The sequence below is a fragment of the Neobacillus sp. Fa239 genome (assembly GCF_055395235.1).
Window position 1 is genome coordinate 851,984 of sequence record NZ_AP041611.1, and the last position, 15,431, is coordinate 867,414.

Annotated in this window: 11 protein-coding genes; all 11 read left to right on the forward strand. The window is 40.8% G+C overall.

Features of this window, described 5'->3' with window-relative positions; all coding sequences use genetic code 11:
- Positions 1-204: 204 nt before the first annotated feature.
- The 11 genes from ACZ5XR_RS04045 to ACZ5XR_RS04095 all read left to right on the forward strand — a co-directional run bounded on the left by ACZ5XR_RS04045 (position 205) and on the right by ACZ5XR_RS04095 (position 15,429).
- Positions 205-2,847 (forward strand): glycosylhydrolase-like jelly roll fold domain-containing protein, encoded by a 2,643-nt coding sequence (locus ACZ5XR_RS04045; protein ID WP_464500402.1) that lies wholly within the window; start codon positions 205-207, stop codon positions 2,845-2,847.
- Between the two features lie 157 nt (positions 2,848-3,004).
- Positions 3,005-4,594: a glycoside hydrolase family 43 protein gene (locus tag ACZ5XR_RS04050; protein ID WP_464500403.1), complete on the forward strand. Its 1,590-nt coding sequence runs from the start codon at positions 3,005-3,007 to the stop codon at positions 4,592-4,594.
- A 14-nt stretch (positions 4,595-4,608) separates the two neighbouring features.
- Positions 4,609-5,790 carry an MFS transporter gene (locus tag ACZ5XR_RS04055; RefSeq protein ID WP_464500404.1) on the forward strand — a complete coding sequence of 394 codons (1,182 nt, stop codon included), beginning with the start codon at positions 4,609-4,611 and terminating at the stop codon, positions 5,788-5,790.
- 144 nt (positions 5,791-5,934) lie between these two features.
- Complete coding sequence (locus ACZ5XR_RS04060) at positions 5,935-8,211, forward strand: glycoside hydrolase family 3 protein (RefSeq protein WP_464500405.1); 2,277 nt, start codon at positions 5,935-5,937, stop codon at positions 8,209-8,211.
- A gap of 147 nt (positions 8,212-8,358) precedes the next feature.
- Positions 8,359-9,198, forward strand: a complete 840-nt coding sequence (locus ACZ5XR_RS04065) for a polysaccharide deacetylase family protein (RefSeq protein WP_464500406.1) — start codon at positions 8,359-8,361, stop codon at positions 9,196-9,198.
- Between the two features lie 26 nt (positions 9,199-9,224).
- Positions 9,225-10,586, forward strand: a complete 1,362-nt coding sequence (locus ACZ5XR_RS04070; RefSeq protein ID WP_464500407.1) for an acyclic terpene utilization AtuA family protein — start codon at positions 9,225-9,227, stop codon at positions 10,584-10,586.
- Positions 10,583-10,888, forward strand: coding sequence for an AtuA-related protein (locus tag ACZ5XR_RS04075; RefSeq protein ID WP_464500408.1), 306 nt, complete (start codon positions 10,583-10,585; stop codon positions 10,886-10,888). The genes ACZ5XR_RS04070 and ACZ5XR_RS04075 overlap by 4 nt, the downstream gene beginning before the upstream one ends.
- 37 nt (positions 10,889-10,925) lie before the next feature.
- Positions 10,926-11,723 (forward strand): alpha/beta hydrolase, encoded by a 798-nt coding sequence (locus ACZ5XR_RS04080; protein WP_464500409.1) that lies wholly within the window; start codon positions 10,926-10,928, stop codon positions 11,721-11,723.
- Between the two features lie 195 nt (positions 11,724-11,918).
- On the forward strand, positions 11,919-12,824 hold the full coding sequence (locus tag ACZ5XR_RS04085) for an ABC transporter permease (protein ID WP_464502215.1): 906 nt from the start codon (positions 11,919-11,921) through the stop codon (positions 12,822-12,824).
- Between the two features lie 17 nt (positions 12,825-12,841).
- Positions 12,842-13,729 (forward strand): carbohydrate ABC transporter permease, encoded by an 888-nt coding sequence (locus tag ACZ5XR_RS04090; protein WP_464500410.1) that lies wholly within the window; start codon positions 12,842-12,844, stop codon positions 13,727-13,729.
- A 176-nt stretch (positions 13,730-13,905) separates the two neighbouring features.
- On the forward strand, positions 13,906-15,429 hold the full coding sequence (locus ACZ5XR_RS04095) for a response regulator transcription factor (RefSeq protein ID WP_464500411.1): 1,524 nt from the start codon (positions 13,906-13,908) through the stop codon (positions 15,427-15,429).
- Positions 15,430-15,431: the final 2 nt, after the last annotated feature.

Genomic DNA, 15,431 nt, shown 5'->3' on the forward strand with positions numbered 1-15,431 from the left:
TGCACCGTGGAGGAAAAATATGCTCCAGGGTGCCTTTTTCATTGGTTTTGTCTACGGGTACCTTTAAAGAACAATTCAATAAAAAGTAGGAAAAGTGAAAATAACAGGTCGTTTTATCAGTGGTTTAAGAACTTTCATTTGTTCTATCCTATTATAATAGGATAGGATTTTTTAAACTTTCGGACAATTGAGGGGAAAGAAAAGATGAATAAACAATTAAGAGAAGTCTTGGAAGGAAAAGAACGTAATTACATTATGCCTTTTTTATGGCAACGCGGGGAAGAGGAAGAAATCATCCGGGACGAAATCACAAAGGTTTATGAATCGGGAATAAAAGCAATATGTGTAGAAGCAAGGCCACATCCAGATTTTTTAGGACCGAAGTGGTGGAAAGACATGGATATCATTATGGAGGAAGCAAGAAACAGGGGAATGAAGGTTTGGATGTTGGATGACGATCATTTTCCCACTGGACATGCTGCCGGAAAATTAAAAGATGCACCACTTGAACTTCGCCGTTTATTTCTTTCTGAGTCCCATATTGATGCATTAGGGCCATTAATGAAGGGATCGTTCCTGCTTGATGTGGGAAATTCAATGCCAGGTGTTTCGATTGATGGGTCCATTATCGGAGTAATTGCCGGTAAACGGAATCCTCAAAATGGGGAGCTGACAGGTGAATTTGTCAATGTAACATCTCATGTGCAAGAGGGTGTTTTGTATTGGGATATACCACAAGGTTATTGGCGGATTTTCACCTTTAGAGAAAAGTCAGGAGGCGGAAGTGAAGCGCAAAATGATTATCTCAACCCCATTGTCCCGGAATCTGTCCGTGTGTTAATTGATACCGTTTATGAGGCGTTTTATAACCGTTACAAAGATGATTTTGGAAAGACGTTCGCCGGATTTTTTTCGGACGAACCAGGATTCTATAATGACAAAGAAACGTTTAATTTCAACTCAAAACTGGGAAAAAAACATGCCGTCCTTCCGTGGAGCAGGGAACTGCCCATGTTATTGGAACAGGAATTTGGAGTCGATTATCTGATGTTTCTCCCTCTGCTTTGGGAAGACGGTGGCACACAAACATCCATTTTCCGTTACACCTATATGAATTTGGTCAGCAAATTATATGCCAAGCATTTTGTTGGGCAAATTGGAGAATGGTGCCGAAGTCATGGAGTCGAATACATTGGCCATGTCATCGAAGATAATAATGTCCATGCCCGGTTGGGGAGCGGAGCCGGCCATTTCTTCCGGGCCTTGTCGGGGCAGGATATGTCAGGGCTGGACGTTGTCCTTTGGCAGATTGTACCCGGATTTGATGAAACACCATTTACATGGGTAGCAGGAGAAACAGATAGTGAATTTTTCCACTATGGTTTGGCAAAGCTGGCCGCGTCTCTTGCACACATTGACCCGAAGAAAAAGGGGAGGACGATGGCAGAGGTATTTGGAGCGTATGGATGGGCAGAAGGATTAAAGCTAATGAAATGGTTAACGGACCACATGCTAGTCCGAGGTGTAAATTATTTCGTTCCGCATGCATTCTCTCAAAAAGAATTTCCAGATCCCGATTGTCCGCCGCACATGTATGCACGCGGAAAAAATCCGCAGTTTCGTTTCTATCGTAAGCTAAATGATTATACGAATCGGATCAGCCATCTATTAAACAATGGCCGTCATATCGCAACTGCTGCCGTTTTGTATCATGCCGAAGCAGAATGGTCAGGGGAGTATATGTATTTCCACAAGCCGGTAAAGGAATTGCTGCGAAACCAAATCGATTGCGATGTGCTGCCGGCGGATGTGATCGTGGATTCCGTAAAGGTTTCAGATAACAAGCTTCAAGTTCATAATGAGGAATACAATTGTTTCATCGTTCCTTATAGTGAAGCATTGCCTGGAAAATTGCTAACCCAATTGGCAGAACTGGCAGACGGCGGCCTTCCTATCTTATTTGTAAACCGTTTGCCGATACGTTCGAGTGAAGGATTCAATGTAGAAGGAACTCTGGAACGTCTTTCCAGTCATAAAAGAGTCTTAGTTGTTCCATTGGATCAGTTAGCCGGGACCATGAGAGAGATGGGATTCTATGAAATTGCGACAAGCGGCTATCAGCCTTATCTCCGTCATTACCATTATGAACACAATGATTTAGATGTGTTCATGTTTTTCAATGAGCATCCCTATCAAGGTGTACAGACAACTGTTTCGATCCCCAAAAAGGGCCATGCTCTTATTTATAATGCCTTTAATAATCAACTCTCAGAATTGGACACGCTCGCGACTTCCGAAGGGGTCAGCATTTCATTGGAGCTAAGCCCATACGAGTCTGTTATTGTGTTAATGGGAGAAGGAATTGAAAATCTATCAACCTCTGAGCGTAGAAGCAGCCAATTAAAGCAAGAATCCGATGTGGCTGTGTTAACAATGAAAGGGCCATGGTCGATTGCCATAGCCGCTTCGGAACAGTACCCATCCTTTACCCAATGGGGATGTACAGAAAATCTGTCAGATATGAGCTGTCCCGATAAACTTCCGAGATTTTCAGGGACTTTCCGATACGAAACAGAGTTCGAATGGGCAGTAGAAAGAGGAAGTACTCTTCTGGATCTTGGAAAAGTCTATGAAACTGCTGAAGTTTGGGTTAATGGGCAATCGGTCGGAACTTGTATCTGTCCTCCTTATCAGCTTGAGATTGGAAGATTTGTCCGTCAAGGCAGAAACACCCTTACCATAGAGGTGACCAATACACTTGTAAAAGAGCACCGAGATTTCTTTTCTCAGTTTGCCCAGCAAGAACCAAGCGGTTTAATGGGTCCGGTTAGACTTATAACCATATAGTTTTTAGCCTCCTTATCTATTAAGGAGGTTATGTCATTTAACAAGCCGAGATTTTTCAAAGTATCAGGGGGAAGAAGAAAGTGTCGCGTATAAAGGCTATAGGCGACAAAAAAAGAGCTTAAGCGACCTTATCAAAAAAAGTTAGGATGTGGATGTAATGAAATTTACAAATCCAGTTATTAGCGGATTTCACCCTGATCCAAGTGTGTGCAGGGTGGGCCGCGATTATTATTTGGTTACCAGTTCGTTTGAATATTTTCCGGGAATCCCGATTTTTCATAGTACGGATTTAGTGAATTGGAAACAGATTGGACACGTTTTGACACGAGAAAGTCAGCTTCCGCTTACGCGCATGAACGGATTTTTACCCTCCCAGGGAATTTTTGCTCCGACAATCCGCCATCATAATGGCCGTTTTTACGTGATTACAACCAATATTACAACAACAGAGAATTTTTATGTGTGGGCAGATCAGCCGGAGGGTCCATGGTCCGAGCCAATCATCATTGAGGGCTGGGGCGGCATTGATCCATCTTTGTTTTTCGATGAGGATGGAAAAGTGTATGTAAGCGGAACAGGCGCTTTTGGTACTGGAGAACCAGAAGGAATCTATCAGGCGGAGCTCGATATTGAGTCCGGAAAGCTGCTAAATGACCGTCGGTTAATTTGGAATGGTACAGGCGGGAGCTCTCCGGAAGGACCGCACCTATATAAAATCAATGGATGGTATTACCTAATGATTGCCGAGGGGGGTACAGAATATGGCCATATGGTAACGATTGCTAGAAGTAAAAATCCATATGGGCCTTTTGAGAGCAATCCTGATAATCCCATTCTTTCGAATCGAAGCACGGATAAACCCATTCAGGCGACTGGTCATGCTGATTTGGTACAAACAGCAGACGGTACATGGTGGACCGTGTTTCTCGGGATCAGACCCGTCGGCTATCCAAAACGTCATTACCTGGGCCGTGAAACCAATCTTGCTTCAGTTCATTGGACAGAGGAAGGTTGGCCGATTATTGGAGCAAATGGCCGGGCTGAAGTGGAGAATGATGCCGGATCCCTTCCATTAAAAAATCCACAGACGTGGCAGGAAAAGGAAGATTTTGATCATGCTTCCCTTTCACCGGTTTGGAATTTTTACCGGAATCCACTTGTTGGATCCTGGTCATTAACGGACAGACCCGGATGGTTAACGTTGTATGGTCAAGCTTGTACATTAAATGATACAGGATCTCCTGCCTTTGTTGGCCGCAGGCAGCAGCATTTAAACTGCGAGATTTCAACCCTGATGGAGTTTGTCCCAAAAGAGGATGGGGAAGAAGCCGGCCTGACCGTGCTCATGAACGAGAACTATCATTATGAAATTGCCAGAACCCTTCAGCAAGGAAAATCTCTTATCCTATTCCGCCGCCGAATCGGCAGCCTATGGAAGGTAGAAGCAGAGGTAGAGTATGACGAACCGGCTGTAATCTTTGGGATCAAAGCAAATGACTTTCGTTTTACTTTTACCATTAAATCATTGAGTGGAGAAGAGGCTATTTTGGGTGAAGGGGAAACTTCGATGCTTGCTACGGAGGTCGCCGGCGGATTTACTGGGTTGTTTTTTGGAATGTACGCCACTGGAAATGGCAAGGTATCGACTGTGCCTGCCCATTTCGATTATTTTACCTATGTTCCAAAAGAAAATTCAAACCTTGATTTATTTACAGCTTTATTGGCTGTAACAGGTGAGAAAAAATAATGGAGTATCAATCCGTGTCAAATACACTTTGGACCAAAACTTTTGTTTTAATCATGATTGCGAATGCATTTGCTTTTTTCGCTTTTGATGTTTTACTGCCGACGCTCCCGCTCTTTTTGGCAAAACAAGGAGGTCTCAATGTTTCCCAAATAGGATTAATCATCGGGAGCTTTACTTTTTCGGCGATTATCATTCGTCCTTTTACGGAGGTTTTCACCAATAAATTTGGCAGAAAGAAAACATTGGTAGTCTCCATCCTTATTTGTTTCATCTCCACACTTGGTTATTATATTGGGACAAACTTTATCCTTGCACTGTCCATTCGGATTCTGCACGGTTTCGGGTTTGGTCTTGCAGTGACCATTCTTTCTGCTTTAGTAGCGGAGATTATTCCGAAAAAAAGAAGAGGAGAAGGGATGGGGTTGATTGGGAATGGTACAACCATAGCTTTAGCACTATCGCCTTTTGTTGGGTTGTGGCTATTTAGTTCCTACAATCCCATTCTATTATTCGTAATCGCAGGAATTAGTTTACTCATTTACCTGCTATGTATCTGTTTCATTAATTTTCCTGAAAGTGTGGACAATGTTAATCAAAATGAAAAATCATTCTTAAAATCAATGATTGAACGTTCCGCTATTTTTCCTTGCTTCTTGATGCTTTTACTTGGTGTATGCATTGGCGGGGTGATTAGTTTTATGGCACTCTATGCTGCTGAGAAACATATTGAAGGCGTAGCTTGGTTTTATTTTACAAATACCGTGAGCGGATTCTTAGTCCGTTTCATTTCCGGAAAATTGTTTGACCGAAAAGGGACAGCTTGGGTGTTAATTCCTAGTTCTGCCTTCATCTTGATCGGATTTTTGTTATTATATCAAGCTGCTACTTTAAAAGATTTAATATTTGCTGCGATTGTATATGGAATGGGTACTGGGGCATTATTCCCTTCTCTGCAAGCCTGGACATTAAATAATACCAAGCCTGAGAGATATACGAAGGTGACCGCGATGTTTTTTAATTCGTTTGACTTGGGAATCGGAGGAGGGTCTGCCATCTTTGGTTTAATTGCGGCAAAATCAAGTTATAGTTCCATTTATCTTGTTTCAGCTTTCGTCATGGCAGTTTTTCTTCTTGTATATATTTCCTCGTTATTTATGAAAAAACAAAACATAGTGAGAACACAAAAAAGAGCATAAAACTATTTTTAAATATCCCTTCTGTGAAGACAGTAAAAGGGATTTATTTTTTTGTCTGAATATTGAAAGCATATAGTCGTAAAAACAGTAGCTTGCTCATAATGAAAGCGTTAACGTAATCAGTAAAAGCGGGAGGGATTTTAAATGAATGATGTTAATACAAAAATCGATACGAAAGATCCTATCAAGTACGTAGAAAATAATGAGGGCCCAACGTTAGGGTATTCGACAACATCCGGTGTGACGATCATCGAACAAGATGGACTGTTTTTTAAGGATTTAAACAAAGATGGAAAAATCGATAAGTATGAAGACTGGAGGTTATCTCCAGAAGAAAGAGCAAAGGACCTGGCTTCAAAAATGACCATTGAGCAAATTGCCGGTCTCATGTTATACAGCAGACATCAATCTGTGCCTGCCGGCAGCAGAGGTTGGTTTGATGGTTCCTATGGCGGTAAGACCTATGAAGAAAGCGGTGCAAAACCTTGGGATTTAACCGATCAACAAATCCAGTTTCTTTCGGAAGATAATTTAAGGCATATTCTCGTCACCATTTTGGAAAGTCCTGTAACGGCTGCCCGCTGGAATAACAAAATTCAGGCGTTTGCGGAAGGAATTGGGCTTGGCATCCCGGCAAACAACAGCTCAGATCCACGCCATGGTTCCGATTCCAGTACCGAATTTAATGCAGGTGCTGGCGGCAACATTTCCATGTGGCCAGAGTCGCTTGGTCTTGCGGCAACATTTAATCCGGAAATTGCAGCAAGGTTCGGGGAAATTGCTTCTAAAGAATACCGCGCATTAGGCATAACAACCGCACTATCGCCGCAAGTTGATATTGCAACAGACCCGCGCTGGTTCCGTTTTAATGGTACATTTGGAGAAGATTCACAGCTTTCCACGGACATGGGCCGGGCTTATGTAGAAGGTTTTCAGAACTCAGAGAGTGATAATGAAATTGCCGATGGCTGGGGTTATGACAGTGTGAATGCGATGGTAAAACATTGGCCAGGAGGAGGCTCTGGTGAAGGCGGCAGGGATGCCCACTTTGGATATGGAAAGTATGCTGTTTATCCTGGAGTGAATTTTGAAGAACATTTACTACCATTTACAAAAGGTGCCTTTAACTTGCCAGGTAAAACAAAAATGGCTTCTGCCGTTATGCCATATTACACGATATCTGTTGATCAAGATCCGGTAAATGGAGAAAATGTCGGGAATTCTTACAACTCATATTTAATTAAAGAGTTGCTTCGGAAAAGATATGGCTATGATGGAGTGGTTTGTACGGATTGGATCATTACAGCTGATGAACCGGAGGATATTGATACATTTGTCGGCGGAAAGCCTTGGGGTGTTGAACATCTGACGGTTGCTGAGAGGCATTATAAGTTAATCATGGCGGGGGTCGATCAATTCGGGGGAAATAATGAAGCCGGACCGATTCTTGAAGCATATCAGATGGGTGTGGCTGAACATGGTGAAGCATTTATGCGCAAGCGCTTTGAAGAATCTGCCGTGCGCTTATTAAAAAATATCTTTCGTCTTGGTCTTTTTGAAAATCCTTATTTAAAAGTCGAGGAAAGTGTTCAAGAAGTTGGAAAGCCGGAGTATATGCAGGAAGGGTATGAAGTCCAGCTTAAGTCGATTGTCATGTTGAAAAACAAAAATAACATCCTGCCACTTAGGAAGGAAAGCACGGTGTATATCCCGAAGAAATATACACCAGCCGGAAAGGATTGGTTTGGCAATCCAACACCTGAAAAACTCGAATATCCGGTTAATATGGATGTAGCCAGGAAATATTTTAAGGTGTCGGATATCCCGGAAGAGGCAGATTTTGGTTTGGTCTTTATCAGTACTCCCAAGTCGGGAACAGGCTATAGTCATGATGACGTGAAGGCAGGCGGAAATGGATATGTGCCAATCAGTCTCCAATATAAACCATATACTGCGACCTATGCCCGGGAAAAAAGCATTGCCGGGGACGCTCGTATGGGAGATGTTTTAAACCGGTCCTACAAAGGAAAAACAGCAACTCCAAGTAATACAACGGATTTGGATATGATATTGGAAACAGTGGAAGCAATGAAAGGAAAACCGTTGATTGTTTCCCTCCTCCTAACAAACCCAACGGTTGTAGAAGAATTTGAAATGGACGTGGATGTGATTCTTACGAATTTCGGGGTACAGGATCAGGCGATTTTTGAGATTTTAACAGGCGGAGCTGAGCCTTCTGGTCTTCTGCCAATGCAAATGCCTGCAAACATGAAAACTGTCGAAGAGCAATTGGAGGATATTGCCCACGACATGGAATGTCACGTCGACTCTGAAGGCCATACTTATGACTTTGCATTTGGGTTAAATTGGACTGGCAGGATTCAGGATGATAGGACCGAAAAATATCAGAAAACCAGATAGCTTGATGAAAAGCTGCATTCTATTTATTCCCGGCACATGCCGGGTTCTTTTTATTATTTGTCGGAAAATTTAAAAACCAAAGTCGTAAAAACAGTAGCCGGATTACGGTGAAGGCGTAAACTTAACGGTATGATAGGAGGAAAAAACATGTCAAATGAACGGTTTTTAATTCTGAATGCGGATGATTTTGGAATGTGTCATTCAACAAATGAGGCAATCGACACGTTGCTTACGGAAGGATTAATAACGTCCGCGAGTCTTATGATGACATGTCCTTGGACGATGGATGCCATTGCCAGGATTAAGAAAAATCCATCGATGGATGTGGGCATTCATTTTACCCAAACATCTGAATGGAATGTTTATAAATGGGGGCCGCTTAAAGCAAATATGAACACATTAATCGATGAAAATGGGTATTTTCCTCCAGATACCGAAACGGTTATCAATCAGGCGGATCCGGAACAGCTGCGGGAAGAAGCGATTGCCCAGATGGAATTTGCCCTTAAATTAGGGCTGGATCCTACCAATATTGATAATCACATGGGGAGTATGCATCATGTCATCGAAATTCTGTTAGACCTTTGCGAAACGTATCAATTGCCATTAAGATACGCCAAACAAGGACACTCATTCAGAACGCAGGCAAATCATCAAGAAATTGTCGCTCTTGCCGAAAAAAAGGGGATTGTCATGCCCGACTATATCGAAATGCTACCTTTCTTTGTGCCGGAAGGGGAGGAACCAAATTATCAGATTACTAAAGTGGCAGCGATAAACTGTATACGCACATTAAAACCCGGAGTGACGGAATTACTGTTTCATCCATCCTTAGATACCGGCGAATTAAAAGGGATCACGGACACATGGTCCATGAGGAAGTTTGAATTTGATGTGTTTCGGGATAAAGAAGTCCAGGCTTTACTTCAATCAGAAGATATTCGGCTCATTCAGTGGCGCGATCTCCGCACTCAACAAAGAACATAATAATTTTGACTGGGAGGGACTTCAAATTGAAAAAAGTAAGAATTGGATCCGGAGCGGGGTATGCGGGAGATCGGATCGAACCTGCTTTGGATATCATTGAAAAGGGAAAACTGGACTATATTATTTTTGAATGTCTGGCAGAAAGGACGATCGCTCTTGCTCAACAGCAAAAGAGGATCCATTCCGATAAGGGATATAATGAACTTTTGGAATATCGAATGGAAAAGATTCTGCCTTTATGTGTGAAAAGGAAAGTGAAGATTATTACCAATATGGGTGCAGCCAATCCGCTATCAGCCGTAAAAGCAACCAAACTGCTGGCAGAAAAACTGGGAATCACACAGCTCAAAATTGCAGCTGTTCTCGGGGATGATGTATTTCCAAAAATAGAAAAGTATCTTGATAGTAAAATAATCGAAACAGGTGAAAAGCTTAGATCCATTCATTCTCAAATGATTTCGGCTAATTCCTATATAGGAGCAGAAGGTATTGTACAAGCATTAAATGAAGGGGCAGATATTATTATTACGGGGCGGGTAGCAGACCCTTCGCTTGTGCTTGGACCATTAATCTATGAATTTGGCTGGAGTTTTCAAAATTATCGTTTATTGGGAAAAGGTACCTTGGCTGGACATTTGCTGGAATGCGGCGCACAGGTGACGGGGGGATATTTTGCAGATCCCGGTTATAAAGAAGTACCTGATTTATGGAATCTTGGCTTTCCAATCGGTGAAATTGATGAAAATGGCGATATCGTCATCACCAAACTGGCTGAGGCGGGTGGCATGGTAACTCCGGAAACTTGTAAAGAGCAAATACTCTATGAAATTCAAGATCCGGAAAACTATTATACCCCAGATGTGGTCGCTGACTTTTCAAAAGTTACCGTGACGCACTTGGAAAAAGACAGAGTTCTTATCCAATCAGCCAGTGGGAAAGAAAAAACAGGTTTCCTAAAAACCAGTGTCGGCTATAAAGATGGGTATATTGGCGAAGGTGAAATAAGTTATGGTGGTCCGGGAGCTTTGGAACGTGCAAAGCTGGCAGGGGAGATCATTAAGAAGCGTCTGGAATATTGCCGTCTGCCAATCGAGGAATTAAGAATCGATTTTATCGGAGTGAATTCACTTTATCAAGATTCTTTAAGCGATATGCTAAACGAAGGAAAAACAGATTTTAAAGAGGTCCGGCTTCGTGTGGCAGCCAAAACGGAAACAAAAGCAGACGCGGAATGTATTGGGAACGAGGTTGAAGCACTCTATACCAATGGCCCTTCAGGCGGCGGTGGAGCAAGAAAGTATTGCAGAGAAATAGTAGCCATTGGTTCCATCCTGATTCCCGAAAATGATATAAATCTAGAAGTCGTTTTGGAGGAGGCTGGGGAATGAAATTAAGGGAAATTGCTCATTCAAGAACAGGAGATAAGGGTAATATTTCTGTGATATCCGTTATTGCATACGAGATGGATCACTATCAAATAATAAAAGAACAAGTTACTTCCCACAGAGTAAAGGAATGGTTCAAGGAAATCGTTCATGGGGAAGTAAAAAGATACGAGATTCCAAGTTTGGGAGCCCTTAACTTTGTCTTGGAAAATGCTTTGGGCGGAGGGGTTACCCGTTCACTCTCAATGGACATGCATGGCAAGAGTTTAAGTTCGGCACTTCTGGATTTGGAGATAATAGATTAGCGTTTGTAAAAACTAGAACACTAAAGGGGAAAAATACATGGCTTTTCTAGAAATGAAGTTTTTTTCGCAAAGTTTAGGAATGTCTACAGCAATGAATGTCATTCTGCCAGAGAGCAGTTTTCAACACAAAATAGATGACAGTCAACCTTTTAAATTTCAGACATTATATTTACTTCACGGCGGTACGGATGATCATTCGGCTTGGGTAAGACAAACGGCTATTGAACGATATGCACAGGAACATATGATTGCCGTCGTGATGCCGGCGGCAGATCTAAGCTATTATACCAATATGGTTCATGGAAGAAATTATTGGACGTTTATAACCGAAGAAGTACCACTTGTGGCTAGAAGGTATTTCCCCTTATCTGATAAAAGAGAAGATAATTTTGTTGCCGGATTATCCATGGGGGGATATGGAAGTTTTAAATGGGCTTTAAAAAAACCCGAAATGTTTATGGCTGCGGCCAGTTTTTCCGGCACTCTGGATATGGAAAATCTGCTGGAAAAAATTCATCCAGAGATCCAGCCAATCAGGAAGAAAATTTTTGATGAAATTTTTGGCGATTATACAAAAATAGCAAATAGTGAAGAAGATTTATTGTTTCTAGCTACACGGGCAAAAGAAACAGCAGCTGATTTACCACGGTTATATCAATGCTGCGGGACCGAAGATTTTACCTATGATTTAAATATTAAATTTAGGGACCATGCAAATCATTTAGGATTGGAGCTTCATTATGAGGAAGGGCCCGGCGGGCATACCTGGTCTTATTGGGATTCATGTATTCAGAATACCTTGGCATGGTTCCCTTTAAAACGGACTACTGTTTAAAGTTTGGGCCTGAGTTTTTACTTAAATAGTAGGTATTTTCACAAAAGTCGTAAAAAAGCTAATAAAAGGTCGGATTTTCAGTAGTGTGAAAACGCAATTTTTTTTATGATTTAAGTAAGAAAAAGGGGAGGGATTTACTTGGAACAAGTAATTGTTGAAAAGGTTCAATCTGTACCAGTTGTTAAAAAACGGTCCATGAAAAAGTGGAAATTATATATGCCGCTTTTCATTATGATGGTACCAGGATTGGCCTATCTTTTGATCAATAATTATATGCCGATGTTTGGTTTGATCATCGCTTTTAAAAATGTTGATTTCTCCAAGGGGATTCTTGGAAGTGACTGGGCGGGGTTCAAAAATTTTGAATACCTTTTCAAAACACATGATGCTTGGGTGATTACAAGAAATACCATTTTATATAATGGAGCATTCATCATTATTAACACGATCATTGCGGTAGGCGTGGCTATTTTATTAAGTGAAATCAAGAGGAAATTCGCGTCTCGTTTTTATCAAAGTATCATTCTTCTTCCATATTTAATTTCCATGGTTATCGTGAGTTATCTTGTATACGCTTTCTTAAGTGTTGATGGCGGTTTTATCAACAACACGGTTATCAAACTATTCGGCGGAAAGGCAATTAACTGGTACAACGAAGCCAAATATTGGCCGTTTATTTTGACAATTGTCAGTGTGTGGAAAGGTTTTGGATTTTTGTGCATCATCTATTTAGCAGCGATTTTAGGAATTGACCAAGAAATGTATGAAGCTGCCCGATTGGATGGAGCAAATAAATGGCAGCAAATTATGCATATTACGATTCCCTCGATTATGCCGGTAATTTCCATGATGACGTTGCTTGCGATTGGACGGATTTTCTATTCTGACTTTGGATTATTCTATCAGGTTCCAATGAATTCGGGTGCTATTTATGATACTACAAACGTAATTGATACGTATGTATATCGTGGATTACTGCAATTAGGAGATATCGGGATGTCTTCAGCTGCAGGTTTATACCAATCATTGGTAGGATTCATTTTGGTGCTTTTATCCAATTGGGTCGTTCGAAGAAAAAATAAAGATAATGCACTATTTTAATTATGGAGGTGTAGAAATTGGAGAAAGAGAATCGCGGGTTTCAATGGTTGGCCCACATTATTATGATCGTTCTGTCAGTGGCAAGTATTTTACCTTTCATTTTGCTCATTGTTGCATCTTTTACAGATGAAAACACAATTGTGAAAGATGGGTACTCATTTTTTCCTAAAAAATTCAGTTTAGAAGCATATCAATACTTAATGTCCAATTCTGCTTCCTTGCTTCATGCATATGGACTAACCATTCTTATTACAGTTGTTGGTACAGCGGCAAGCTTAATAATTACCTCCTTGCTTGCTTATCCAATCTCACGGCGTGATTTGCCAAAACGAAATTTATTTACTTTTCTCGTATTTTTCACTTTGCTTTTCAATGGTGGACTTGTACCAACCTATCTGGTTTATACACAGGTTTTTCATTTGAAAGATACGATTTGGGCTTTAATTGTTCCCGGGTTGTTGGCAAATGGATTTAACATCTTATTGATGAGAACCTTTTTCATTACATCCATTCCTGAATCATTGATAGAATCAGCACGTATCGATGGTGCAGGCGAATTTAAAACCTTCTTCTCCATCGTAATGCCGTTATCCATGCCGATTTTGGCTACCGTAGGGTTAATTCAAGGGCTCGGGTACTGGAACGATTGGTTCAATGGCTTGGTTTACATCACAGATCCGAATTTATTCAGTATCCAAGTGATATTAAACCATATTATGAGTGATATTCAATTCCTTGCCACAACCAACATGGGAACACAGACAGGCCAAGGGGCCGGTCAATTGCCAAGCGAAACAGTCCGGATGGCAATTGCTGCAGTAGGAGTGGTGCCAGTTTTAATTGCATACCCATTCTTCCAAAAGTTTTTCGTCAAAGGGATTACCGTTGGTGCGGTCAAAGGATAAATACAAGGGGCTGACTCTTTGAGTCAGTCCTCTTATTTTTGATATAATCCATGGTTTTTACTATTTTTCATTAAAAAATACTATAATTTTAAAAGAATATTAACTACAATAATTTTGTAAACGCTTACTATTATGTTTTGAGAATTCAAAATATTGTAAAATAGAGGTGAAAATTGTTGTACCATGTTCTTTTAGTGGATGATGAAATTCATGCGGTTAGAGGTCTTAAAGCGGGCATGAACTGGGAGAGATTAAAGGTTTCAACAGTTTATACAGCACATAATCTCAGACAAGCTCAAATGGTGTTTCAATCAAACCCTGTCGATGTAATGGTATGTGATATTGAAATGCCTGGGGGTTCCGGGATCGAACTTTTGAGTTGGGTAAGAAATCACTTTCCGGAAACGATTGTTATTTTTCTAACCTGTCATGCCGATTTTGGCTATGCCAAAAAGGCGCTTCAGTTAAAAAGTTTTGATTACTTACTCAAACCAGTAGATTATTTGGAATTAGAAAGTGTTATTTCAGAGGGATTATCCATGCTTCAAGAAGAGAAGATGGCTAAAGAAAAGTTCTGGGTGGATTTGATCAACGAAGCGATTCCAACAGAATTGATTCAAACAGAACTAATCAAAAGAAAGCTGAAATTTAGCGAAGCACAGCATTATGCACCAATCCTATTCCGTGTACAGTCATGGGATCCGTCTTTAAATAAACAAGAAATCAAATTAATCGAATTTGCCATGAAAAATGTTATGGAAGAGAAAATCCCATCTATTTCAATGTCTTTATCTCAGGATGTTTTTTTGGTAATGGCGACAGTAGAGACGCCTAAACTGCTAAAGGAAATCCTGCTCAATTGCAAAACTTTCATAGATTTTATCCATGAAAAGTTTTCTGTTGAACTATGTGGGTATGTGGGGGAAACCGTGGCGTTAAGCAATGTCGTTTCGATGGTTAAAACTTTGCAAAATAATAGCAAAGACAACGTTGCTTTGTCCCGTCATGTTTTTTCACTAAGAGACATAGAAACACAAACTGTTGCGATGCCTGAAATACCTTGGGATGATTGGAAAGTATGGCTGAAAGAAGGATCCAAACAAAAGTTAATGAACGATATTAAAAGTTTTCTTGATAAATGGAAAGAGGAAGAAAGGGTTACGGTATATGTACTGCATCGTTTCTATGAGAATTATTTGCAAATGCTTCTCCATGTCCTTAAATTGAAAGGCTTGCAAAGCCACGATGTATTTACTTCTTCCATATTAACAGAAGAGACAAATAAAATTTTTAAATCCTTTTTCTGTTTTCAGGACTGGGTTCTCCGCGTAGCGCAAATTGCAGCGGGCCATATCCAGTCACTAACTCAAAAATGTTCTGTCGTTGAAACAGTAAAGGAATTGATTCAGGAAAATATCGGAATGCAGCAGTTATCCAGGGAATGGCTAGCGAATGCCGTTTTTTTAAATCCTGATTATATCTCCCGCTTGTTTAAGAAAGAAACTGGCTTGTTAATATCAGAATATTTACAGCAGCAACGAATTGAATATGCGAAACAGCTATTGTCGCAAACGAATAAATCTGTAACGGATATTGCATTGGCAGTTGGGTATTCGAACATCTCCTATTTTTCGACTACATTTAAAAAAATCATGCAGATGGGGCCGATTGAGTTTAGAAAACGTTATCAAAAGGTTTGATG